The organism is Mycobacterium gallinarum (genome assembly GCF_010726765.1).
GTDB lineage: Bacteria > Actinomycetota > Actinomycetes > Mycobacteriales > Mycobacteriaceae > Mycobacterium > Mycobacterium gallinarum.
In genome coordinates, this window is sequence record NZ_AP022601.1 from 84,669 (window position 1) to 108,075 (window position 23,407).

Genomic DNA, 23,407 nt, shown 5'->3' on the forward strand with positions numbered 1-23,407 from the left:
GTGACAGGCACCCTGATGCCCGCGGCGTTCATCGGACACGGCAGCCCCATGAACGCGATCGAGACAAACCGCTACACCGAGGCGTGGCGGGAGTTCGGCGCCGCCGTGCCCCCGCCGCGCGCGATCCTCGTGATAAGCGCGCACTGGTACATCAACGCGACGGCAGTGACTGCGATGTCGAAGCCGCGCACCATCCACGACTTCTTCGGCTTCCCCGACGAGTTGTTCGCCGTCGACTATCCCGCACCGGGCTTGCCCGACCTCGCGGAAGAAGTCGCTGAACTCGTCAAGCCGACCTGGGTCGGCGCAGACATCGACAGCTGGGGCATCGACCACGGCACCTGGTCCGTTCTGGCCCATGCGTTTCCGGACGCCTCGATCCCAGTGGTTCAGTTGTCGATCAACGCCGACAAACCCTTCGACTATCACTTTGACCTCGGTGCGCGACTTGCGGGCCTGCGCGAGAACGGTGTGCTCATTCTCGGGAGCGGCAACATCGTCCACAATCTCGGGCAGCTTCGCTGGGAAATGGCCGACGGTGGATTCGACTGGGCGCGGCGTTTCGACGACGCTGCGCGAGAAAGCATGACCCGAGCCCCTGAAGATTTCGCTGGGTTATCAGGCCATCGGGATTTCAGTGCCGCAGTGCCCACTCCGGACCACTACATCCCGTCGCTGTACTTCGCGGGTCTGGCCGCTCAGGCGGACACGCCGGCAGCCGTTCTTGTTGAGGGCTACGCGTACGGATCGTTGTCGATGACGGCCTACACGCTTGGGGTGACGTGCGAGCCTGACGCCGACAATCGCGGCGCACCCGTCACCGCGCCCGAGTCCCCGGCCGATCAGTCCAACATTTGAGCCCGCTACCTGGCCCTTTTGAATTCGGGGATTCGGGGGACGTTGCCATACTCTTCCTGGGTGAACGCGATCGACCCAGACAAGCTCAACACCTGCCTCCAGGTGTTGGCCGACGTCGAGTCCCTGCCGCCTGAGCACCCGGATGCCGTCGCGGTACGCCTGGCCACGGCCAAAGTGTTCAAGGCGGTCAAAAAGGCCCGCCGCGACGCGAAACGCGAGGAAGTGGCCGCTGCCGACCACGCCGTCACCGCCGCTACCGCCACCGGCGCACCCGGCCGCATCGACGACGAGACCCAGGGCCTTCCGCTGGTGTCTGCCGCGGTGGGCGCCACGGCGGGCACGTTGCAGCGGCCGCGTGCCTGCTACATGTGCAAGAACCGCTACACCGTGGTCGACGCCTTCTACCACCAGCTCTGCCCGGAGTGTGCCGCGTTCAATCGCGCCAAGCGCGATGCCCGCACCGATCTCGAGGGACGGAGCGCCCTGCTCACCGGTGGCCGCGCCAAGATCGGCATGTACATCGCGCTGCGCCTGCTGCGCGACGGGGCCCACACGACGATCACCACCCGCTTCCCGAACGACGCCGTCCGACGGTTCGCGTCGATGCCCGACAGTGCCGAGTGGCTGCACCGGTTGCGGATCGTCGGCATCGACCTACGCGATCCCGCTCAGGTGGTCGCGCTCGCCGACACCGTGGCCGAGCGCGGTCCACTGGACATTCTGATCAACAATGCGGCGCAGACCGTGCGACGCTCACCAGGTTCCTACTCGGCCCTCGTCGAGGGCGAACGGACTCCGCCGCCGCAGCTTGTTGACGTCGTCACGTTCGATCACGTCAGTGACGCCCATCCGGCCGCACTCGCGGGAAGCCTTGCCGAGCACCAAAAGCCGCACGCGGTCACCGAATTGGCGCTGACCGCGCGCAGTGCCTCTCCGCAACGGATCGCCGCGGGCACCGCCATCGACGCGGGTGGTCTGCTGCCCGACACTGCATCGATCAACAGCTGGACCCAACGTGTGCACGAGGTGGACGCGATGGAATTGCTCGAGGTTCAGCTGTGCAACCAGACCGCGCCGTTCATTTTGGTGAGTCGCCTGCGCCCTGCGATGGCCGCCTCGCCGGCCCGACGCAAGTACGTCGTGAACGTGTCGGCGATGGAGGGGCAGTTCAGCCGCGCCTACAAGGGTCCGGGACACCCGCACACCAACATGGCCAAGGCCGCGCTGAACATGCTCACTCGCACCAGCGCCGCCGAAATGCTCGAGCGTGACGGCATTCTCATGACCGCGGTCGATACCGGCTGGATCACCGACGAGCGGCCGCACCCGACGAAGCTACGGCTCGCAGACGAGGGTTTCCACGCCCCGCTCGACCTCGTCGACGGAGCCGCCCGCGTGTATGACCCCATCGTGCGCGGAGAACTCGGCGAAGACCTGTATGGCTGCTTCCTCAAGGACTACTCGCCGAGCAACTGGTAGCGAGCACTCATCAGCGTGGGGCCGCTCCTGGGTGCCATGCGTGAATCGCTCGCGCCTCGGCCACCCGGGCGGGCGTGCTGACCACACCGCCCGGACTCTGCTTTGCCGCAGCGGGGGTGACCGCGCCGTGGCTGGCGCGAAGATGGGACTCCAGCACGCGATCAGTGCGGCGTTGGTGATGCTGCATCGGGCCCGTTCTTCGGACTTCGTCATGACGTGACCCATGGCTGGACCGTGGCAGGGATCTTCGTCTTGGTGATCTACCTGCTGCAGGTGACGATGGCGGGCTTGTCGGCCGTAATCGCTGATATGGGCGGCGCGTATCACGCCACGACGGCCGGCATGGTGTCCCAGCCGCGCACCGTGGAGGTACGTGACCGACGAGCCCCGGTCATGTCGATCTCCCATTCGGGCCACCGCTTGAGTACCTCTTCGAGTGCGACGCGGCCCTCGAGGCGGGCCAGTGGGGCGCCGACGCAGAAGTGCGCACCGCGCCCGAAAGTGAGATGGCCGCCCGGCTTTCGGTGGATATCGAACGTATCGGGGTTGTCGAAGTGCCGTTCGTCGCGGTTGGCCGAGGCCAGCATCATGAGCAAGGCACTGCCAGCGGGGATGGCCTGCCCTTGGAAGACCACGTCCTCCGTGGCGACATAACGTGCGACGTGCGGCCCCGGCGGCTCGAATCGAAGCAGCTCCTCGATGGCGGTGGGAATTCGCGAATGGTCCGCGGCGAGTTCCTTCCGTTGATTGGGGTGTTCACCCAGTACCTTGCCCATCCAGCCGAAAAGACGACCCGTCGTCTCGACGCCGGCACCCGCTACGACTGCGAGGAACACGATGAGCTCCTGCTTCGTCAACTTCCGCGTGGTGCCGGTCTCGTCCTCGAACTCCACGTTGAGCAACTCGGTGATCAGGTCGTCGGATGGGTTGTTCTCGCGCCACTCGACGTACTCGCCGAACATTTCACCGGTGAAGTAGTGGTCTTTCTTGATGTTCATTGGCTTCCCAGGATCGTTGCGTAGCACCTGATTGGCGTGAGCCCGCACCGCAGGCTGTTCGGCATCGGGGATGCCCGCGAGCATGCCGATTGTGCGCATCGGCAGTTCAGCACCCAGGTCCTGGACGAAGTCGAAGCGGGTACCGCCGACGAGCGGATCGAGGCACGCGACACAGAATGCACGGATCTTGTCCTCTATGGCCCGCATCTTCTTCGGAGTGAAGGCTCTCGACACGATCGCTCGGTGAATCGTGTGTAGCGGAGGGTCCTCGTTGATGAAGATGCCGGGAGGCATGACGGGATCCGCCATCACAACCTCCAGTATGTCGCCCTTGGACGAGCTGAGCCGTGTCGTATCCTTCAGTGCCGCATCAACATCGGCGTAGCGACTCACTCCCCAGAAGTTATGCCGCTCGTTGTAATAGATAGGGCACTCGTCCCGCAAGCGCCGGTAGGTCGGATACGGGTCGAGGTCGATGTCGACGTTCCACGGGTCGTAATGAAGATCGTTCAACGTCCGCTCCAGGCTGGTTGCGATATTGCGCTATACAGTCGTACAGTAATCTAACGCTGTACGACCGTACAACCAGGATCCGCAAAAGGAGCAGAATGGGCAGCAGCCGGTTCGCACTCGACGGGCGTGTCGCAGTTGTTACGGGCGGTGGCACCGGCATCGGACGCGGGGTGGCGCTGGTGCTCGCCGAATACGGCGCCGACGTCGTGCTGGCCGGCAGGCGGCCCGACCCGCTCCACGCCACCGCTGAGGAGGTGCGCAAGATCGGCAACTTCACGCTGGTGGTACCGACCGACGTCACCACCGCGCAGGCTTGTCGCGATCTGGTCGATACGACCATCTCTGAGTTCGGCAGAATCGACATTCTGGTCAACTGTGCCGGCGGCGCTGAAACGAAGTCGATCATGAAATGGCCCGACGATGACTTCGAGAACGTGCTCGCCTTGAATTTCAAAGCCGTCTGGCATCTTTCGAAGGCAGCGGCCAGACCGATGATGGCGCAGGGTAAGGGTGCCATCGTCAACATCTCGTCTGGCGCCAGTCTGTTGGCCATGCCACAAGCCGCGCCGTATGGAGCGGCCAAGGCGGCGGTGAACAATCTGACCGGATCAATGGCCGCCGCGTGGGCCACGAAAGGCATCCGGGTCAACGCGATCGCCGTCGGCGCGGTCCGTGCGGCCACGTTGACCGACGATGCCGCCCGGTACGGGATGGATCCCGAGGTGATCGCGATGACCAATGGCCTTGGGCGACTCGGTGAACCCGACGAAATCGCCTACGGCGTTCTGTTTTTCGCATCGGACGCATCGAGCTTCTGTTCGGGTCAGACGCTCTACATGCACGGTGCACCGGGTAACGCCGGGGTGTGACTATGAACCGGACAGCAGTGGTCACCGGCGGCGGGTCCGGTTTGGGTCGGTCGATCAGCGTCAAGCTCGCCGCCGACGGCCATCGGGTCGCCGTCCTGGACGTGAACACCGAGAGTGCCGAGACGGTCGTTGCCGAGATCCGAGCCGCGGGAGGCATGGCCGGACCGATTGCGGTCGACGTGTCCGACGAGTCGGCCGTGGTATCCGCCTTCGCCGCCGTGCGTGACGAATTCGGTCCCCCTGAGATCCTGGTGACCAGCGCCGCGATCGCGGGGTTCACACGATTCGACATGATCACCCTCGATGAGTGGAACCGCTATCTGGCCGTGAATCTCACCGGCACATTCCTGTGCGCCAGAGCGGTGCTGACGGACATGGTGGCGGCGAAGTGGGGTCGCATCGTCACCATCTCGTCGGCCGCGGGCCAACAGGGCGCACCCGCGCAGGGGCACTACTCCGCAACGAAGGGGGGAGTGATCGCGATGACGAAGACGATCGCGCTGGACTACGCCAGGCACGGCATCACAGCCAACACGGTGCCGCCGTTCATCATCGACTCGCCGATGCTGCGCCAACAGCAGCAAGCTGGAAAGCTGCCTCCCGCAGATCTTCTCGCCAAGTCAATCCCCGCTCGGCGCCTGGGACAGGGTGACGACGTCGCCGCGGTGTGCTCGTTTCTCTGCTCGGACGGTGCCGGCTACGTCAACGGCCAGGTGATCGGTGTCAACGGCGGCGCCGTCGTGTGATGTCAGCCGAGGAGCCGTCGATGTCTGATCAGACCCCCATCGCTGTGGTGACGGGTGCCAGTCGGGGCGCGGGGGCGGGCATCGCCCGAGCGTTGGGCAGCCACGGCTGCACGGTGTATGTCACGGGTCGAACCCGAACCGGCACGGAGGCCTCGACGAGGGGCACCATCGACGAGACCGCTGCGCAGGTCACTGATCTGGGAGGACAAGGCATTGCGGTCGAAGTCGATCACGGCGACGATGGCCAGGTCCAAGGACTGTTCGAACGCATCCGGAGTGATCAGGGCCGGTTGGACATCCTGGTCAACAACGCGGCCATCATCCGCGACGAGATGATGGGCCGGACCAGATTCTGGGAGGAACCGCTGTCAGTCCTGGACACGTTGGATGTCGGACTCCGTAGCAGCTACGTGGCCACCGTGTATGCCGCGCCGCTGATGCTCCCGCAGGGGCGGGGTCTGGTGGCGTTCTCATCGTCCTCGGGTGCTGTGCACTACGCCTTCGGCCCCGCCTACGGCGTGCCGAAAGCGGGCACCGACAAGATGGCGGCCGACATGGCCGTCGACTTCAGGGATTTTGGCATCGCCACCGTCTCGATATGGATGGGTTCACTACTGACCGACCGCGTAAAGCAGATCATTGCGAGCAATCCAGACAAGTTCGGTCACATCCTGGACACCGCGGAAACGCCCGAGCTGACCGGGCACGTGATCTGGGCGCTATACAAGGACCCGGGATTGATGTCGGTCAGCGGGCAAACGCTGCTCGGTGCCGAACTGGCCGTGAAGTACGGAATCACCGACGACGGTGGTCGTCAACCACCCTCTTACCGTGAACTTTTCGACGTACACCCCCATCGGCAGGGTACGCACGTCATGCGCTGACGCCCTATCGCTTTCGCTGAGGAGTCGGCTTACGCTTGGTTCGAGGCTCCACGGAATCGATGTAGCGCTCGAACGCCTCGGTGACTTCGGCGTGCGCCGACTTGACGCCGATGCCCTTCTCGAGGTTCAGGAATTTCGGTAGCCCAGACATCAACAGTTGCAGGGCAGGCAACGAGAGATCGCCGATCGGTCGTGCACCCTTGCCGTACTTGGCGACGAGTGCGTTCAGCTGGACCCTGCGCACACTTTCGGTCACTGCGGCGATCTCGTTCCGGATGGACTTTCGGTGGTTGCCCAGAGCCATGAACTCCGTGATGAGCGCACCGGTGGCCTCATCCCAAGAGTATTCCCACACCGCCCGTAGGGGATCGCCCGAACGACGTTCGAGCGCTTCGGTGAGAAGCGCCAGATTGCGCTCCGAATACCGTCGAATCGCGGCGACGAAAATGTCGTCGAGATTGGGGAAGTAGTACTGAACCAGGCTCGGCGTAACGCCCGCCTTCGAGGCCAACGCCCGGTAGGAGACGCTGGCGTAGCCCTCTTCGAGCATCATCTTTTCGACGCAGTCGAGCAGGTTCTCACGCGTCTTCGAGGTCTCCGCGCCCACGCGTCGCGCCGATGTCGCCATGGCACTCCATTCCGGTCGGTCATGCCATTCTGCTATACGAACGTCTGCTGTACAGTCGTATAGTGTCGCCAGGTGGGGCGACCCGCCTGACTGGCAGGAGAACGATGACCGTCGACGCGGACTTGGACGCGCTAGCTCGGGACGTGCGCTACCTCATGGACCGCTCTGAGATCCTTGATTGCATCTCACGCCACGCGCGTGGCTGCGACCGCCATGACATCGACCTGATCACGTCGGCCTACCACGCAGACGGTGTCGACGAACACGGTGATGCGGTCAATCCGGGCCCTGGATATGGCGGGTGGGCAAATGAAGCACACGCCTCAACATCGCGCGTGCACACACACAACATCACCACCCACACCTGTGAGATCGACGGAGACACCGCACACGCGGAGAGCTACGCGATCGTCGTGCTCATCAGTCCGGACTCGAAGAGCGCCCAGTTCATCACGGGCCGATATATCGACCGGCTGGAGAGGCGAGACAGTCAGTGGCGCATCGCTGTTCGTCGTTCGACTGTCGAGGGTATGTTCCTCGCCGATGCCAGGGTCCTGCAGTCGTCGTTCTTCGTCGAGAAGGGCTACCCCGTGGGGACGCGGGACCGCTCAGACCTCTCGTATCAGCGTCCACTGGCCATCGACACCCCGGCGCCTGCTCGCTGGTGAACCCCGTCGCGTTGCACCACCGGATTACGTGTGAGTTCGCAAAGCCTCAGTTCGCGGCGATGCGAATGTTTTTCACTTGAAGGAACTCCTGAAGACCTTGGAGCCCGCCGGAGCGGCCGAACCCGCTCTGTTTGTATCCACCGTAGGGACTTTGCGGCTCGATATCGCTGTGCGAGTTGACCCATACAGAACCCGCTTCCAGCTTCCGTGCCACGCGGTGGGCACGATTGAGATTTGACGTGAATACGTAGGCGTTCAGTCCGTAAACGGTGTCATTGGCTGTCCGGACTGCCTCCGCTTCGTGGGTGAAGCGCGTCACGGCGACGACGGGACCGAACGTCTCCTGCTGCACCAACGGGGATCGGTCGTTCACCTCGGAAAACACGGTCGGTTCTACGAAAAACCCCTCGGCGAGTTCACCTTCCATCCGGTGCCCACCGGATAGCAGCTTGCCCCATCCGTGATTCACAGCATCGTCGATGACGCCGACTATTCGTTCAGCAGCAGATTCACTGACCACCGGCCCGAACATCACGTCCGGTCGCAGCGGGTCACCGATGGTCACCGAGCTGATCGTGGCGAGAAACTTCTCGACGAATTCTTCGTATACGTCGTCTTGGATCAGAATCCGGCTCGCGCACGCGCAACTCTGCCCCGACTGTCCAAGGGGGCCCTGGAACGCAGCCGTCGAGGCGGCGGCATCGATGTCCGCATCGTCAAACACCACCATGGCGGCGTTGCCTCCGAGCTCAGCGGTGACCGGGGTCAGGTTCTGCGAAGCCGCCTGGATGACTGAACGCGCCGTCTTCTGGCCGCCGGTGAAGTGAATCTTGCTGACGCCGGGGTGACGGACCAACGCTTGACCGCCGTCAGCACCGGCGGTGACGACGTTGACCAGACCGGCAGGCAGGCCGGCTTCCAGACAAATCTCGCCGAAGCGCACGGGTGCCAGCGGTGCGAGTTCGGATGGTTTGAGCACCACGGCGTTACCAGCCGCCAAAGCAGGGGCGACGGCCAAGCCGATCACCACCAGCGGGCCATTCCACGGCGTGATCACGCCGACCACGCCGAAGGGTTCGTGCTCGGTGATGTTCAGCGCCGAGCTGGCTTCGACGTGGGAGGTGGTGCCTAGTGGCTTGTCGATATAGCCGGCGTAGTAGCGCAGGAACCGCTCAGTCAGAACCCCATTGGCGGACATCAGGCGCGGGACGCCGTAGTCGTGTACGTTCAGCAGGCTGAGTTCGTCCTGATGATCACCAACGGCGTCGGCCAGATCCATCAGAATGGCGCGGCGCTTGTCGACCGTCCACGATGCCCATTCCCGTTGAGCCTCAACGCCACTGCTCACCGCGAGCTCGATCTCCGGCTCCCCGGCTATCTCGGTGCTGAAGTTCACCTGTCCGGTGCCGGGGTAGACGTGTTGGTAGGTGCCGCCCGAGGCGTCGGTGACGTGGTCTCCGCCGATCAACAGCGGTCCGCTACGAAGACGGTCCGGTATCGCGGTGTCCGCGGCGGTCATGTCCGGGCCCCTCGCTGGTGCTCAGCAACAAGTCGACGGGGTTGATTAAAGTTCATGTGTACCTATCTGATTGACACGCCTGCGTCGACCTTGAACTCCAACCCGGTCACGTAGCGAGACTCATCGGAGACGAGAAACAGCACCGCGTTGCTGACATCGACGGCTTCGATGAGCGCGGCGGGTAGCGCGTTGAGGAAGAGGGGGACAAGGTCGGTTCGTGAGGTCATCTGGTCGTGCATCGATGGCGGTGCCATCCCGGTCATCACCCCGGTCGGATGAACTGTGTTGACCCGAATACTCTGCGCGGCAAGTTCATTGGCCAAGGCGCGTGACATGCCGACGATACCGTGTTTGGAGGCTGTGTAGGGGACATGCAACGGTGTGCCCTTGACGCCCGCGGACGAGCTGATGTTCACCAGACTGCCGCCGCCCTGTTCGACCAGATGGGGGATCACCGCGGCGCAGGTGTTCCAGACCCCGATGAGGTTCACGTCGACCACGACGCGCCACTGTTCTGCCGTCGTGACATCCCAGGTGCCGACCGTGAGGACGCCGGCGTTGGCCACGGCGGCGTCCAGACCGCCCAGTTCTTCGGCTGCCGCGTCGACGGCGCCCTTCATCGCGGCCTCGTCACGCACATCCGTCACGCATGTGATCGCCGTGCGGCCGTGTTCACGAACCAGGCGTGCCGTCTCCTCCAAATCTGCTTCGGTCGACAGCGGGTAGTCCAATTCGTCTATGGGAGCGCAGATGTCGACCAGTACGAGGTCCGCGCCTTCTTCGGCGAGCCGGACGGCATGGCTGCGGCCCATACCGCGGGCCGCGCCGGTGACCACGATCCGTTTACCGGCCGCGCGGCCGACCGGTTCATTGCCCGCCACGGTCAGAGCTTGTTGCAGAAGCCGGCGTCAACCGGGAACGTCACGCCGGTCACGTATTTGGCTTCGTCGGATACCAGATACGCAATGGCGGCGCTGATGTCTTCTGGCTCGAGCATCTCGACAGGCATCGGGTTCTGCAGGTGCGGACCACCGCCGGGATAGTTCTCCAAGAACTCGGTCATCACCGGGTTTGTCGCCATCATCGTGTTGACCGCAGTCGGATGCACTGTGTTCACACGAATGCTCAACGGCGCCAATCCGTTCGCGAGTGTGCGCATGAGTCCCACGATTCCGTGCTTGGATGCTGCATAACCGAGACCACCCCCCTGGACGCCGCCGAAACCCCTCAGTCCGGCGGTGGAACTGGTGAAGATGATCACGCCACCCCGGTTACCGGCGATGAGGTGCGGGATACATGCGAACGCGGCGTGATAGGAACCGTCTAGGTTGACGGCGGTCACCGCTCGCCACTGCTCGAGTTCTTCTTCGATGCTCAGCTCGCGGAACGCCAGGGGCGAGATGCCCGCGTTGGCCAATACGATGTCGAGGCGTCCGAAGAACTCCACTCCCGCGTCCACTGCTGCCTTGACGGCGTGGAAGTCGCGCACGTCCGCCACTGTCCCGAGCATTTTCCCACCGGCTTGCTCGACGAGATCCACCGTCGCGTCTAATTCTTCGCGCGATGCCATCGGGTAGTGGTTGGCGGCGATGTCTGCGCAGATGTCGATGCCAATGATGTTCGCGCCCTCACGCGCCAGTCGCACTGCGTGGCTGCGACCCTGGCCTCGCGCTACCCCGGTGATGAAAGCGACTTTCTGCTCGAGTGATCTCGACACTGTTCACTGCCCTTCTTGGTTGGACGCTGATATCCGCTGCCACGAATCGCTGGCAGCCTTCTGCAGAACACGGCCTTTGGGGAACCCCGCGTACGCGGAGAATTGCAGGATCACCTCGTCCATTTCCGAGCGACTGATGTCACCCGACTCCAGTGCTGATCCCACATGCGAATAGATCGGACCGAGTGCCTCGGATACGCCGACGGCGGCCACCGTGATCAATCGACGCTCTCGGCGGCCGAGGTTGGGGCGCTGCCAGAGGTGGCCGAAAACGAACGCCAGAATGCCTGCCTGGAAGTACGGCGAATCCCGCGGCGGCGCGGGTAGCAGATTCACGTCCACGAAGCACTTCTCGCCTTCGTCGAGACGACGCCCGTGATCGGTCGGTCCCAAGGATTCCAGCGGGAGATCCGAACGCGATGGGACGTTCTCGCCTCGTTCGGCCGCGAGACGTGCGAACTGCGACCGCACCGCCCCCTCTGCCTCCGACCCGCGTGGCCATCCGCAATACACCGCGAAGTGCAGGACGAACTCCAGCAGCTCGTCATAGGTGATGTCACCGCTCGCCAACGCGGCGTATGCGTGGTCGTTCATGTCGCCCACACTCTCCGACGCGCACACGCACGTCAGCGTGACGAATCGGCGGTCACGCCTGCTCAGACCGGGCCGCGCCCACACCGGTCCGAAGACCGGGTCGGCGACCATGACGTCTTGGTAGGTCTCCACGTGCACCACTCTCCGTTGCAAGTCTGTGGCCTGAACTCTAAGGCGATGGACTTAATTCGTCCAGTGTGAAATTCTGGGCCCATGTCCACGTCCGAACCCGTGCCGGTGGAGCCGTCGGCCAAACAGCAGCTCGTGCTCACCGCGGAGCGGTTGTTTGCACAGCGCGGCCTCGACGGGGTTCCGCTCCGCCAGATCGGCACCGAGGCGGGGATGGCGAACAAGTCGGCCGTGCAGTATCACTTCGGGTCCAAGGAAGGCCTTGTCCAGGCGATTCTGCTCAACCGACTCGAGCATCTGACCCGTCGTCGACAGCTCTTGGAAGCCCGTACGCCATCTGATGATCTGCGGGCCATCGTCGAGGCGCACCAACTTCCGTTGATCGAGCTGGCCGAGGACGAAACATGCTTCTATCTACCGTTCCTCGAGCAGCTCTTGCGATACGACTATTCGGTCAATCCGCTGACGTCGTTGCCTGATGCGCATCGGAACTCACACCAAAACTACGTCGACAGGGTTGGCGCACTGATCGAGCACGTGCCGCAACCGCTGCGCGACAATCGCATCCACGATGTGTCCTCGATGTGCGTTCACGCCTGTGCCGATCGCCATCGCGCGCGTCTGGTCGGCCTGCCCGTGCCCTCGTACGCCGTCCATGTCAGTGCACTTCTCGACGGCTTCGTCGCTCTACTTGCGGCGCCGCCCTCCGAGGAGACCCTCGTCGCACTGAGGGGTGCGAGCTCGAAACGGCCGACCCTGCGTGCGCTGCCGTAACCCGCTCAGAGTCTGCGCAGCAGTGCCGCGGCACGGACCTCGTCGTCGACGGCGATCGCGATGTGCACGTCGTCATCGCGATGCGCCCAGCGCAGGCTGACGTCTTCGCCGTACTGGATCGGCCGGCGATACTCGACCACGGCGCGGTACGGAGCGCGGCACACGTCGGGCGCTTCGGCCATCACCTCATGAATGGCGTGCCAGTACGCCGTGTTGGTGACGTGCTCGAAGACATCGATGTCGGTGCGACGCAACGCGAATGGCGTGACGACGTCAAAGTGGTCCAGGTTGGTGAGCCATGGTCGCCACTTGAGGCGGTGTTCAGTGGTGGTGCTCGCGAACTTCTCGATCAGGCTGTCGGAGACCCGCTGCGGTGTGAGGGTGCGCTCGTTGATCGCGATCCAGAAGCCCTCGGTTTCGATGCGGCCACCCTCGTTTCCGACAAGGTCGACGCGCATGGTGCACCACCGTGTCGACAGCGCAGAGCACCAGCGGCTGAAGGACACCTCGTTGGGCCATTCGATCGGTTCGATGACATCGATCACCGTGCGTTGCACCAGCCAGTGCGGATGTTCCTCGGCTTCGCCCGCGTCGAGCAGATTTTCGGCGCCGACTTCCTGGATGTAGCGGGCCACCCCGTCCAGGCGCAGCTGCAGCTGACTGCCGATGTCGCCGGTCGGCACCGGCCACGACGTGCGGTAGACGTAGCCGACAGACGGCAGCGGGCTCAGGCGGCGGTCGACATCTTTGTTCGGCATCGCCTCTTGTCTACCTGGTGTGTCGGCGGGCGAGCACCGTTAGGACCGCAATTTCTCGATGTTTTCGACGAGGGCCCTTCTCAAATCGGGAGCCCGCCCTGGTTAACCGTGCGCGCCGGGGGCGCCAGGTCCTCGCACTGAACCGAATATTTGGTCTCAAACAGGTCCCCGCATACGCGCCACCGACGACAATGCTCGTGTGCGGGTCATCGTGACGGGCGGCAACAGTGGAATCGGCAAGGGCATCGCTGCATCGCTGGCGGCCGACGGACATCAGGTGACCGTCGCGTGTCGGACTCTCGCGAAAGCCGAAGAGGCGTTGACGGAGATGACCGGCGACATAGACGTCAAATTTCTGGATCTCGCCGACCTGTCCAGCGTCGTGGCCTTCGCCAATTCGATGCAGCCGGTGGACGTGTTGATCAATAATGCGGCCGTATTCGGGATTCCGCTTACTCGAACTGTCGATGGCTTTGAGGCCCACATGGGCACAAACCATCTCGGTCACTTCGCTCTGACATGTCTGCTCGCCAACAAGATCAGGGACCGGGTGGTCTCGGTGGTGAGTACCAACTATGCATTCGGGCGTCTTCATCTCGATGACCTGAACTGGAATCATCGACGCTATTCTTCGATGGCGGCATACGCGGAATCCAAGCTCGCGATGATGTTGTTCATCAACGAGTTGGCTCGCCGCGGGGTTCGTGCCTATGCGGCCAATCCAGGTCAGGCCGCCACCGACATCACGCGTTACAGCACCGGCGCGGTCAAGTGGATTGTCGACCGTCGCCCTGCCGCGTTGACGTGGACTTCGCAGAGTCTGCCGCAGGCCGCCCGCAGCGCAGTTCAAGCCACGAGCACCGACTTGCCCAGCGGAACGTATTTCGCCCCTGCGTTCAAGCAATGGGGGAAGCCGCGGGTCACCGTGCCGTTGACGAAGGCGCGCGACCCCATCCGCGCGGCGGAACTCTGGAGACTGTCCGCCGAGCTGACCGGGTGCGACTGGCCGGAAAGCGAGAAGGCGAGCACGCGTTGACGGTTCACCCGGTGGTCACGCGCTGACGAGCGGCCTTAGCAGTTCACCGACCTCCGTGATCAGTCCCGGCGTATAGCCCAGTTGCGTTGCCGGGCTGAGTATTACGCCGTCAACACCGGCGTCAAGCACGTTGGTTTTGATCTGCTCAACGACTTCCTGCGGGTTGCCGGCGACCGCTTGTTGCCTCACCTCAGCCGGAAGCATCTCTGGGGATAGTCCGTTCCCGATCAACGCGGGGACCAGCGCGCTGGTTTCCAGTGTGGCCGGGTCCCGTCCGATCTCATCGCAGCGCTGCCTGACCACCTGCACTTTGTGTGGCAGCTCATCGAAGCCAGCAAGGATGTTGAGGTGGTCAAAAGCGCGGGCTGCCAACGGAATGGTCTTCTTCTCACCGCTGCCACCGATCAACAACGGAATATGGGGGCGAAAGCGAGGCTCGGCCATTGCCTCCGCCGTCTTGTACCACTTGCCCGAGAACGTCGGTCGCTCGCCCCGGATCATGGGCAAGACGATCTGCAGTGCTTCGTCGAGTCGGTTGAAACGGTCGGTGAAGGAGCCGAATTCGAATCCGAGCGAAAGATGCTCATACTCGAACCAACCGGTTCCGATTCCTAGGACGGCACGGCCTTGGCTAACGACGTCCAGCGTCGTCACCGCTTTGGCCAATAAGGTCGGATTGCGGTAGCTGTTTCCGGTGACCAACGTTCCCAACTGGACCCGCTCCGTTGCGACTGCCAGGGCGCCCAAGGCCGTATAGGCCTCCAACATCGGCTGATCCGGAGATCCCGCCTGCGGGAGCTGATAGAAGTGGTCCATCAGAAACACTGAGTCGAATCCCGCGGATTCAGCCTCCTGCGCTTGGGCTATGACGGTGGGAAAGAGCTCCTCTACCGCTGTGCCGTAACTGAAGTTGCCGATCTGCAATCCGAGGCGAATGCCCATAGCATGGACCTTAGCCAAATTTCTGTTCCAGGCGGCGGAGAAAGCCCGCCGCGAGGCAAAGCTCAGCCGGCAGCCTGCAGCGTGATCTCCGAGATCTCCGTGCGGCTCTGACCGTCCGTCGTGCCCAGTTTGGAGATCCACACGAGCACATTGGATGTCTTCGTTTCGTCGCGCACTTCGATGCGGTTCTGCCCCGGCTGCAAAGCTGTAGTGGGGGTCAGCTCGGTCGTATCGGACAACGCGGCGGGCTTCTCGGTCGGCGACGAGCGGATCTGCACTTCGGTTCCCGTGCTGGAGATGTCGATGGTGACGGCGCTCAGTGCGGTCGGCTCGGACAGGTGCAGCATCAACCCCTGGCCCTCGATGAACTTCGGGAACGGGTCGGCGTCGCGATAGGTGACCGTTTTCCAGGCGGTGTCGGGATTGCCGTCGATGGCCTTGCCCGCGTCTTGAGGGTTGTCCGGTGAGCCGCCGGGGGAGAAGACGGTCGCGTTCTCGGGCTTGACGATCGGCCCCGGACCGGTCGAGACGCCTAGTCCGCCGGTGAAGTACAGCACCGACCCCGCCACCACCGCGATCACTGCGAGAAGTGCGGCGATCGGGATCCATTTGCGTTTGCGGGATTTGCTCGGTGCTTCGTGGCTCATTGGTTTGGCGGGGACCTGCGGCCGCCGCCGCTTGGGGCCGGCCGAGATGTTGACGATCGTGTCCGCGTCGAGTCCGTCGCCGTCCCATATTCCGCTGACCTCGACCTCGTCTCCGTCGGTGAGCTGATCGGGGACGAGCGCCGTTTGTATCTCGACTGGGACCGGAGCCTGGCGACCGGCAATGGGTTCGAATGGCACCAAATGAAAAGTCAGCAGGCCGATTTCGGCCTGGGCGCCGATCGCGCGGCGCTGTACCCCCCGCGCAGTGCCATGAATGACGAGACGCTCGAGACGTTGCGTGGTGGGGCGCTCATCCGAACTCTCGGTGGCCGGCGGGGCCGTGTGTGAGCTTCGGCCTTGTCGAGTGAGCGCGCGGGCGAACTCCATACACGTCGCATAGCGCTGGTTGGGATCCTTGGACAGCGCCCGCGCGAGCACATCGTCGAAGTGCGCGAGATCGGGCCGACGCTCCGAAATCCGCGGCGCCGTCGTGCCCAGATGGTGGCTGATGATGACGGCGGGATTCGGGTCCTGAAAGAGCGGTGAGCCCGTCAGCAGATGAAAGGTCGTGGCGGCCAGGGCGTACTGATCCGCCCGGCCGTCGAGCGGCTTGCCGAGCAGCTGTTCGGGCGCCACATAGTTGATGGTCCCCAACGCGATGTTGGTGTTGGTGAGGTTGCTGGCGTCGTCGATCCTGCGGGCAATCCCGAAGTCCGTCAGCAGCACCCGGCGTCGGTGACCGTCGGACGCGGTCACGAGGATGTTCTCCGGTTTGACGTCGCGATGGAGCAGACGGCGCTCGTGACCGAAGTCGAGCGCATCTGCCACTGCCGTCACGATCTCGAAGACGTCGTGTTCCGGCATGCCGCCGACGTAGTTCTCCCGAAGCAGTCGGCCCGCGTCGGTGCCGTCCACGTAGTCCATCGAGATCCAGAGCCGACCGTTGAACTCGCCACGGTCGAGCACACCGACGATGTGGGGGTGCCATAGCGTCGCCGCCAGCTCGGCCTCGCGATTGAATCGCGCCCGGAACTCATCATCGGCCGTTGAATCCAGTGAGAGCACCTTCAGCGCATCCTGACGAGGCAGGCGAGGATGCTGGGCGAGGTAGACCTCGCCGGAACCACCGGTGCCCAGCAGTCGCTGGATCACGTAGCCGGCGAAGACCTCGCCGTTCTCGAACGGCATCTGAGAAGACTACAAACCAGCACGCGCCGGCGACGAACTATGCCGGTGACGGCCCGTTTCGAGGTGGCCTGGGACAACGCTGCCAGACGGTGCGTTCGCCCGCCCTGTGAACACTTTCTCGATAGTGTCGCCTGCGTGGACTTCGAGCTCGACGACGAGCAGCGGGCCTGGGTGGCCGAAGTACGCCAGTTCCTCGACGCCAACGTCACCGCCGCGTTACGGGCGGAGATGGCCGAGCACGGCCTCGAACACCAGGGCGGCGAGCTGACGGCGTTCCGCCGCAAGATCGGCGAGAAGGGCTGGTTCGGCCTGAATTGGCCGAAGGAGTACGGCGGGCTCGGCCTCACCGCCATGCACCAGCACCTGCTGATGAGCGAGTTCGAGTACGTCGGCGTCCCCGGGCCCGACCTCACGGTGACGTCGGTCGCGCCGATGATCATGCGGCACGGCACCGAGCAGAACAAGAAGGAGTTCCTGCCGGGCATCGCCAGAGGCGAGATCGTCTTCGCGCTCGGCTACTCCGAGCCCAACGCCGGCACGGACCTGGCCAGCCTGCGCACCCGTGCGGTGCGCGACGGCTCAGGAGATGGGGAATGGGTGATCAACGGGTCGAAAATCTGGAACAGCGGCGCCCAGCGGTCCACCCACGAGTGGCTGTGTGTGCGCACCGACCCGGACGCTCCGCGCCATCGCGGGATCTCGGTGATCGTGGTCCCCATCGACAGCCCGGGCATCGAGATCCACCCGCTGTACGCGTGGTCGGGCTACCGCACCAACGAGACGTTCTTCCGCGACGTGCGCGTACCGGCCACCAATCTGGTCGGTGAGCTCAATATGGGCTGGACCTACATCACCGGTGCGCTGGACCTGGAGCGCGGCGCGCTGATCAACGTGGGCGACCTGCGCCGCGCGCTCGACGAGCTGACCGCGCTCGCCGACGACCCGGATCCAACCTTTCGGCGGCGGCTCGCGCAGGCCGAGGCCGACGTCGAGGTCGCCAGGTTGATGGGCCTGGAAGCGGCGTCGATGCTCGACAGTGGCCGGATCCCCTCGGTGGAGGTCAGCGTCGAGAAGATCTTCACCAGCGAGCTGCGGCAGCGGATCGCCGACCTCGCGCTCGACCTGCTCGGCCCCGACGGCCTGCGGGCCCACCGCAGCCCGGGCGCACCGCTCGACGGATTCTTCGAGCGCCTCTATCGGGTGTCACCGCTCATGCGGTTCGGCGGCGGCACCAACGAGGTCCTTCGTGACGTGATCGCCCAGCGTGGTCACCGGATGCCGTCGTACGGGAGGTGACGGAATGCGGGTGATTCCTTCGCAGGACGAGCGCGATCTGGCAGCGATGTGCCGCAGCGTGCTGTCGGCCGACCTCGAACCGGACGGGCAGTGGAAGGCGCTGGCGTCGGCGGGTGTCCTCGGCTTGGTGGTCGACGGCAGCCTCAATGACATCGGCGTCTTCTGCGTCGAGGCGGGACGTGCGCTGTGCCCTAGGGTCGTTCAGAGCACGCTGTACGCGGCGCTGGCCGTCGACTGGCTCGGTGTCGGCTCCGCCTGGCTGCCCCGGCTGACCTCAGGTGAGGCGCGCGGCACTTATGTGTTGTTCAATCCGCGCGACGCGGCTGACGTGACACCGCGACTGCGCGTGCGCCGCGACGATGACTCCTGGCGGGTGAGCGGCGACGCGCACTATGTTCCCGATGCCGACCAGGCTGACGTGATCGTCGCGAGCACCGACGCGGGCGTCGTCGCCGTCGACACCACTGCGAACGGCGTGAAGATCGAGCCGCTGCCCGTCATGGGCGGCTTTCCGGTGTTCACGGTCCGTTTCGACGACGTTCTGGTCGACGAACCCACATCGGTCGACGAGGACGCGCTGCGGAGGATGACCAATGCCGTGGTGGCGCTGGACTGTCTGGATCTCGTCGGAGTCGGCGACGCGGTGATCGACCGCACCGTCGCCTACACGACGATGCGCGAGCAGTTCGGCAGGCCGATCGCCTCGTTCCAGGCGGCGCAACACGTGGTCGCCGATATGCACATCGCGCTGGCCGCGGCACGGCTGGCGGCGCAGTCGGCGACGTTCTGGATCGGGCGCGGCAGCACGGCGACACGCGAGACGGCGATCGCGCGGATGCGGGCCGCCGACGTCAAGAAGATCACGCTCGACGCGCATCAACTGCACGGCGGGATGGGTTACGTCGTCGACACCGGTCTGCATCTGTTCTCCGAACGCGCACGCGTGTTGTCGACGCTGGGCGGCGGCGCTGATGTCGCCGCGAATTGGCTTGACGGCACAAGGGGTTCACCATGAGCGTGGAAAGCCTGGTCGACGCGGAGTCGGCCGCCAAGGTCGGCACCGTTGTCGCCGTCGCCACCGGTGAGGTGTACCGACGGGACTGGCAGCGGTGGGCCGCCGCGGTCGGTGATCACAACCCGCTGTGGTTCGACGCGGATTATGCCCGCCGCCATGGCTATCGCGACATCACCTGTCCGCCGCTGTACCTGCAGTACGCGATCCTCGGCGTCGCCGCACTCGGTGACTTGCGGCCCGACGGATCGTCAGGCGCTGTCACGGGCAGCATGGCCTTTCCGAAGGCGCCGCGGCGAATGGCAGGCGGTGAGAGCACGACGTTCCATCTGCCTGCGTATCACGGCGACGAGGTCGAGATGACGCGCACCGTCGAGTCGATCGTCGAGAAGGAAGGCAGGTCAGGACAATTCGTCCTGGTGACATGGCGCTCCGAATACCGCAACCAGCATCGTGAACTCCTTGCCGAGGCGTCCACGTCGATGATCGCGCGCCCCGCATGAGCCCCTACTTCGAGGATGTCGACAGCGGCGACGAGATCCCGGCGCTGTCGGTGACCGTCGACGAGACGCAGATGTTCTTCTTCAGCGCCGCGACGTACAACGGCCACCGCATTCACTACGACAAGGACTGGGCCCGCGACACCGAGGGCTATGACAATGTCCTCGTCCAGGGTCCGTTGCAGGCGGCCCTGTTGTCGCGGGCGTTGACCGACTGGATCGGGGGTGCCGGTCGGCTGGTCGCGTTCTCCGTCCAGAACCGGGCGATCGCATATCCCGGGCAGCAGTTGACGTTTGGCGGTGTCATCACGGGGAGACGGGAGGGCGGCCTCGTCGACCTCGACATCTATTGCAAACGCGGGGACGAGGTGCTGATGCCGGGGACCGCCACCGTCGCGCTGCCTTCGAGGGCGACGACGTGACAGGCCTGCGTGGCGAGGCGGCGATCATCGGCATCGCGGAATTGCCTGCCGAGAAGCGCCAGACCGCGCCGCCGTCGTTCACCCTGGATCAGTACGCACGGCTCGCCAAAATGGTGATCGAAGACGCCGGTGTGGATCCCGCTGTCGTGAACGGCCTTTCGACGCACGGCATCGCGGAGTCCGACATGTTCGCCCCGGCCACCTTGTCGGAGTACCTGGGTCTGCCGCTGAACTTCGGCGACCGAGTGGATCTCGGAGGGGCAACCGCGGCGGGCATGGTGTGGCGTGCCGCCGCCGCCGTCGAGCTCGGTCTGTGTGACGCCGTGCTCGCGGTGGTTCCCGGGTCTACGGAGGTGCCGCGTTCGGAGACGAAGCCGGCGCGCACACTAAGCTGGTACGGCGCGTCGAGCAACAACTACGGCTCACCACAGGCCGAATACGAGATTCCGTACGGCAACGTCGGCCAGAACGGTCCCTTCGCGCAGATCGCGCAACGCTATGCGCATGAATTCGGTTATGAAGCAGAGGCGTTGGCGAAGATCGCGGTGGACCAGCGGACCAATGCGTGCGCCCATCCCGGCGCGGTGTTCCACGGGAAGCCCATCACCGTCGACGACGTCTTGAACAGCCCGGTCATCGCCGACCCGATCCACATGCTCGAGACCGTGATGCGCGTGCAGGGCGGCTCGGGTGTGTTGATCGCCAACGCCGACCTGGCGCGCCAAGGCCGCCATCGCCCGGTGTGGCTCAAGGGATTCGGGGAACACATCCGATTCAAGACACCGACCTACGCCGACGATCTCCTCAACACGCCGATTGCACGGTCGGCGGAACAGGCCTTCAGTATGGCGGGGTTGCAGGGGTCCGACATCGACGTGGCCTCGGTGTACGACTGCTACACGATCACCGTGCTGATGACGCTCGAGGACGCGGGCTTCTGCGGCAAGGGTGAAGGGATGACGTGGCTGACGGACCGCGATCTGACCTTCCGCGGCGACTTTCCGCTCAACACCGCAGGCGGGCAACTGTCCTACGGGCAGCCCGGGATGGCCGGCGGCATGCACCACGTTGTCGACGGTGCCCGGCAGGTGATGGGCCGTGCGGCCGACGCCCAGGTTGCCGATTGCAACACGGCGTTCGTCAGCGGCACCGGCGGCATCATGAGCGAGCAGGTCGCGTTGATCCTGGGCGGTGACTGATGAGCGCTCGCGCGAAGAGCGATGGGACTGACATGACTGCACCTGTGCCCGAACCGACACCGGTGTCGCAGCCGTACTGGGATGCATTGCGTGAACACCGGATACTGATCCAGTACTCACCGTCGTCGGACCGATACGTGTTCTACCCGCGCACGTTGGCGCCCGGCACCTTCGCCGACGATCTCGAGTGGCGTGAGATCGACGGCGCGGGAACGCTGTACACCTACACCGTCGCGCGCCGCCCGACCGGGCCGCCCTGGGCCGAGAAGCAGCCACAGCTGCTGGCTGTCGTCGAGTGGGATGCCGGTCCGCGCGTGAGCACGGAATTGGTCGACGTGGCGCCCGAGGGCATCCGGATCGGCATGCGCGTCGTGCCGGTCTTCTGCGACGAGGACGGGATGACCCTGCTCCGCTATCGGCCCGCCGATGATTGAGACGGTGCAGCAGTTGCTGCGCACCCGCATGGACGACGACGGCCTCGCGGTGATGCATGGCGACCGGACGTGGACGTGGCGCGAGCACCTCGCCGAGGCGTCCGCCGAGGCTGCCGCTCTGATTGACATGGCCGCGACGGATGGGCCGCTGCATGTCGGTGCGCTGCTGGGCAATACGCCGGCGATGCTGCGGTCGATGGCCGCGGCGGCGCTCGGCGGCTATGTGCTGTGCGGGATCAACACCACACGGCGCGGCGGGGGACTGGCGACGGATATCCGACGTGCGGACTGCCAGCTGGTGCTTGTCGACAGCGACCACCTGCCACTGCTCGACGGGCTGGACCTCGGTGGGGCGGTCGTCGTCGATGTCGACAGTGCCGACTACCGCGCCGCGGTCCAGCATGCGAAACCGCTTGTCCCGCATCGCGAGGTCTCGGGCCAGGACACCGCGTTGATGATCTTCACCTCGGGAACGAGTGGTGACCCGAAGGCGGTGCGGTTTGCACACGCAATGGCGGTGCTGTGCGGCGCGAGCCTGGTGGACCGCTTCGAGCTGACCGCCGACGACGTGGCCTACCTGTCGATGCCGCTGTTCCACTCGAACGGGGTGGCGGCGGGCTGGGCGGTGGCGATCGCGTGCGGCGCGACGATGGCGCCTGCGAAGTTCTCACCGTCGCGGTTCCTGTCCGACATCCGGCGGTACGGCGCGACGTACATGAACTACGTCGGCAAGCCACTCGCCCTGGTGCTGGCGACGCCGGAGCATGCCGATGACGCGGACAACACGCTGCGTGCGGCGTTCGGCAACGAAGCGACCGAACGCGATATCGAACTGTTCGCCAAGCGTTTCGGATGTCGGGTCGTGGACAGCTTCGGGTCAAGCGAGTTCGCGGTCGTGGTAATGCGCGAGGACGGGTGCCCACCGGGGTCGATCGGCAGGGGATATCCGGGAGTCAGCGTCTATCACGCCGATACCGTGACCGAATGTGCGACTGCGGAATTCGACGAGCACGGCGCGCTGATCAATTTCGACGACGCCGTGGGTGAGTTGGTGAACACCTACGGTTCGGGTGGGTTCACCGGCTACTACAACGACCAGTCCGCCACCGATGAGCGAATGCGGCACGGCATGTACTGGTCGGGCGATCTCGCCTACCGCGACGCCGATGGCTGGATCTTCCTGGCCGGCCGCACCGCGGACTGGATGCGGGTCGACGGTGAGAATCTTGCGGCGGGCCCCATTGAGCGGATTTTGCAGCGCATGCCGGAGGTCAGCCTGGTTGCGGTGTACGCCGTGCCCGACGAGCACGTCGGTGACCAGGTGATGGCCGCCGTCGTCCTCCACGACGACCTCACACCGCAGCAATTCGAGGATTTCCTTGCCGCACAGCAAGACTTGTCGCCGAAGGCGTGGCCCCGCTACGTGCGAATCAACAGTGAATTGCCGCAGACCGCGACCAACAAGATCCTCAAACGCACGCTGATCCAGGAAGGCGTCACGGCGGGTGACGGCGCGCTATGGGAACGCGAGGCCCGCGGCCGCCGATATTTTGCGAATTCGGCGCGCATATCAACCGCTGCGGTGGACTAGCGCGCC

General features: G+C 64.6%; 24 protein-coding genes and 1 pseudogene. 16 read left to right on the top strand and 9 right to left on the bottom strand.

Going from position 1 to position 23,407, the window contains the following annotated elements; genetic code table 11:
* Positions 1 to 15: 15 nt before the first annotated feature.
* The 3 genes and pseudogenes from ygiD to G6N42_RS31090 form a co-directional block, all read left to right on the top strand.
* The gene (gene ygiD, locus G6N42_RS00395) at positions 16 to 858 is read left to right on the top strand and encodes a 4,5-DOPA-extradiol-dioxygenase (protein WP_163736725.1); all 843 of its coding nucleotides are present in this window, start codon (positions 16 to 18) and stop codon (positions 856 to 858) included.
* A 60-nt stretch (positions 859 to 918) separates the two neighbouring features.
* Complete coding sequence (locus G6N42_RS00400; protein ID WP_163724564.1) at positions 919 to 2,337, top strand: SDR family oxidoreductase; 1,419 nt, start codon at positions 919 to 921, stop codon at positions 2,335 to 2,337.
* A gap of 3 nt (positions 2,338 to 2,340) precedes the next feature.
* Positions 2,341 to 2,521: pseudogene (locus G6N42_RS31090) on the top strand (MFS transporter); the annotation flags it as partial.
* Positions 2,522 to 2,660: 139 nt separating this feature from the next.
* On the opposite strand, the gene G6N42_RS00410 reads toward G6N42_RS31090, so the two are convergent.
* Complete coding sequence (locus tag G6N42_RS00410; RefSeq protein ID WP_163724570.1) at positions 2,661 to 3,848, bottom strand: cytochrome P450; 1,188 nt, start codon at positions 3,846 to 3,848, stop codon at positions 2,661 to 2,663.
* Between the two features lie 95 nt (positions 3,849 to 3,943).
* Between G6N42_RS00410 and G6N42_RS00415 the strand changes: the two genes are divergently transcribed.
* Genes G6N42_RS00415 through G6N42_RS00425 form a run of 3 tightly spaced genes read left to right on the top strand, consistent with a single transcriptional unit; the run spans position 3,944 to position 6,347 of the window.
* Entirely contained in the window at positions 3,944 to 4,717 is a 774-nt protein-coding gene (locus G6N42_RS00415; protein ID WP_163724574.1) for an SDR family NAD(P)-dependent oxidoreductase, read from the top strand.
* Between the two features lie 2 nt (positions 4,718 to 4,719).
* Positions 4,720 to 5,463, top strand: a complete 744-nt coding sequence (locus tag G6N42_RS00420; RefSeq protein WP_163724577.1) for an SDR family NAD(P)-dependent oxidoreductase — start codon at positions 4,720 to 4,722, stop codon at positions 5,461 to 5,463.
* A 20-nt stretch (positions 5,464 to 5,483) separates the two neighbouring features.
* Positions 5,484 to 6,347, top strand: coding sequence for an SDR family NAD(P)-dependent oxidoreductase (locus G6N42_RS00425; RefSeq protein WP_163724580.1), 864 nt, complete (start codon positions 5,484 to 5,486; stop codon positions 6,345 to 6,347).
* A gap of 4 nt (positions 6,348 to 6,351) precedes the next feature.
* On the opposite strand, the gene G6N42_RS00430 is transcribed toward G6N42_RS00425, so the two are convergent.
* Positions 6,352 to 6,975, bottom strand: a complete 624-nt coding sequence (locus G6N42_RS00430) for a TetR/AcrR family transcriptional regulator (RefSeq protein ID WP_163724583.1) — start codon at positions 6,973 to 6,975, stop codon at positions 6,352 to 6,354.
* Between the two features lie 104 nt (positions 6,976 to 7,079).
* On the opposite strand from G6N42_RS00430, the gene G6N42_RS00435 reads away from it, so the two are divergent.
* Positions 7,080 to 7,643: a nuclear transport factor 2 family protein gene (locus G6N42_RS00435; RefSeq protein ID WP_163724586.1), complete on the top strand. Its 564-nt coding sequence runs from the start codon at positions 7,080 to 7,082 to the stop codon at positions 7,641 to 7,643.
* Positions 7,644 to 7,689: 46 nt separating this feature from the next.
* Here the strand turns inward: G6N42_RS00435 and G6N42_RS00440 are convergent, their stop codons facing one another.
* The 4 genes from G6N42_RS00440 to G6N42_RS00455 all read right to left on the bottom strand — a co-directional run bounded on the left by G6N42_RS00440 (position 7,690) and on the right by G6N42_RS00455 (position 11,584).
* Positions 7,690 to 9,162, bottom strand: coding sequence for an aldehyde dehydrogenase family protein (locus G6N42_RS00440; RefSeq protein WP_163724589.1), 1,473 nt, complete (start codon positions 9,160 to 9,162; stop codon positions 7,690 to 7,692).
* Positions 9,163 to 9,224: 62 nt separating this feature from the next.
* Positions 9,225 to 10,043 carry a mycofactocin-coupled SDR family oxidoreductase gene (locus G6N42_RS00445; protein ID WP_163724593.1) on the bottom strand — a complete coding sequence of 273 codons (819 nt, stop codon included), beginning with the start codon at positions 10,041 to 10,043 and terminating at the stop codon, positions 9,225 to 9,227.
* Positions 10,044 to 10,045: 2 nt separating this feature from the next.
* Complete coding sequence (locus tag G6N42_RS00450) at positions 10,046 to 10,879, bottom strand: mycofactocin-coupled SDR family oxidoreductase (protein WP_163724596.1); 834 nt, start codon at positions 10,877 to 10,879, stop codon at positions 10,046 to 10,048.
* A gap of 3 nt (positions 10,880 to 10,882) precedes the next feature.
* Positions 10,883 to 11,584: a carboxymuconolactone decarboxylase family protein gene (locus tag G6N42_RS00455; RefSeq protein ID WP_163736728.1), complete on the bottom strand. Its 702-nt coding sequence runs from the start codon at positions 11,582 to 11,584 to the stop codon at positions 10,883 to 10,885.
* 102 nt (positions 11,585 to 11,686) lie between these two features.
* Here G6N42_RS00455 and G6N42_RS00460 point away from each other — a divergent pair, with 102 nt between their 5' ends.
* A complete protein-coding gene (locus G6N42_RS00460) occupies positions 11,687 to 12,376 on the top strand; it encodes a TetR/AcrR family transcriptional regulator (protein ID WP_163724599.1) in 690 nt (229 codons plus the stop codon).
* 5 nt (positions 12,377 to 12,381) lie between these two features.
* On the opposite strand, the gene G6N42_RS00465 is transcribed toward G6N42_RS00460, so the two are convergent.
* Positions 12,382 to 13,134, bottom strand: coding sequence for an acyl-[acyl-carrier-protein] thioesterase (locus G6N42_RS00465; protein ID WP_163724602.1), 753 nt, complete (start codon positions 13,132 to 13,134; stop codon positions 12,382 to 12,384).
* A gap of 199 nt (positions 13,135 to 13,333) precedes the next feature.
* On the opposite strand from G6N42_RS00465, the gene G6N42_RS00470 reads away from it, so the two are divergent.
* Positions 13,334 to 14,170 carry an SDR family NAD(P)-dependent oxidoreductase gene (locus tag G6N42_RS00470; RefSeq protein ID WP_163724604.1) on the top strand — a complete coding sequence of 279 codons (837 nt, stop codon included), beginning with the start codon at positions 13,334 to 13,336 and terminating at the stop codon, positions 14,168 to 14,170.
* Between the two features lie 15 nt (positions 14,171 to 14,185).
* Here the strand turns inward: G6N42_RS00470 and G6N42_RS00475 are convergent, their stop codons facing one another.
* Positions 14,186 to 15,112, bottom strand: coding sequence for an LLM class F420-dependent oxidoreductase (locus tag G6N42_RS00475; protein WP_163724607.1), 927 nt, complete (start codon positions 15,110 to 15,112; stop codon positions 14,186 to 14,188).
* 62 nt (positions 15,113 to 15,174) lie between these two features.
* Positions 15,175 to 16,947, bottom strand: a complete 1,773-nt coding sequence (locus G6N42_RS00480) for a serine/threonine-protein kinase (protein WP_163724610.1) — start codon at positions 16,945 to 16,947, stop codon at positions 15,175 to 15,177.
* A 135-nt stretch (positions 16,948 to 17,082) separates the two neighbouring features.
* Between G6N42_RS00480 and G6N42_RS00485 the strand changes: the two genes are divergently transcribed.
* The 7 genes from G6N42_RS00485 to fadD1 are packed head-to-tail and all read left to right on the top strand — an operon-like array spanning position 17,083 to position 23,401.
* Positions 17,083 to 18,243: an acyl-CoA dehydrogenase family protein gene (locus tag G6N42_RS00485; protein ID WP_163724613.1), complete on the top strand. Its 1,161-nt coding sequence runs from the start codon at positions 17,083 to 17,085 to the stop codon at positions 18,241 to 18,243.
* A 4-nt stretch (positions 18,244 to 18,247) separates the two neighbouring features.
* Complete coding sequence (locus G6N42_RS00490) at positions 18,248 to 19,258, top strand: acyl-CoA dehydrogenase family protein (protein WP_163724615.1); 1,011 nt, start codon at positions 18,248 to 18,250, stop codon at positions 19,256 to 19,258.
* The gene (locus G6N42_RS00495; RefSeq protein WP_163724618.1) at positions 19,255 to 19,758 is read left to right on the top strand and encodes a MaoC family dehydratase; all 504 of its coding nucleotides are present in this window, start codon (positions 19,255 to 19,257) and stop codon (positions 19,756 to 19,758) included. The genes G6N42_RS00490 and G6N42_RS00495 overlap by 4 nt, the downstream gene beginning before the upstream one ends.
* Positions 19,755 to 20,177 (top strand): MaoC family dehydratase, encoded by a 423-nt coding sequence (locus G6N42_RS00500; protein ID WP_163724621.1) that lies wholly within the window; start codon positions 19,755 to 19,757, stop codon positions 20,175 to 20,177. The genes G6N42_RS00495 and G6N42_RS00500 overlap by 4 nt, the downstream gene beginning before the upstream one ends.
* The gene (locus tag G6N42_RS00505; RefSeq protein ID WP_163724623.1) at positions 20,174 to 21,376 is read left to right on the top strand and encodes a thiolase family protein; all 1,203 of its coding nucleotides are present in this window, start codon (positions 20,174 to 20,176) and stop codon (positions 21,374 to 21,376) included. Before G6N42_RS00500 ends, G6N42_RS00505 begins: the two co-directional genes overlap by 4 nt.
* Positions 21,377 to 21,408: 32 nt before the next feature.
* Positions 21,409 to 21,810: a Zn-ribbon domain-containing OB-fold protein gene (locus tag G6N42_RS00510; protein WP_163724626.1), complete on the top strand. Its 402-nt coding sequence runs from the start codon at positions 21,409 to 21,411 to the stop codon at positions 21,808 to 21,810.
* A complete protein-coding gene (fadD1, locus tag G6N42_RS00515) occupies positions 21,803 to 23,401 on the top strand; it encodes a fatty-acid--CoA ligase FadD1 (protein ID WP_163724629.1) in 1,599 nt (532 codons plus the stop codon). Before G6N42_RS00510 ends, fadD1 begins: the two co-directional genes overlap by 8 nt.
* Positions 23,402 to 23,407 lie beyond the last annotated feature (6 nt).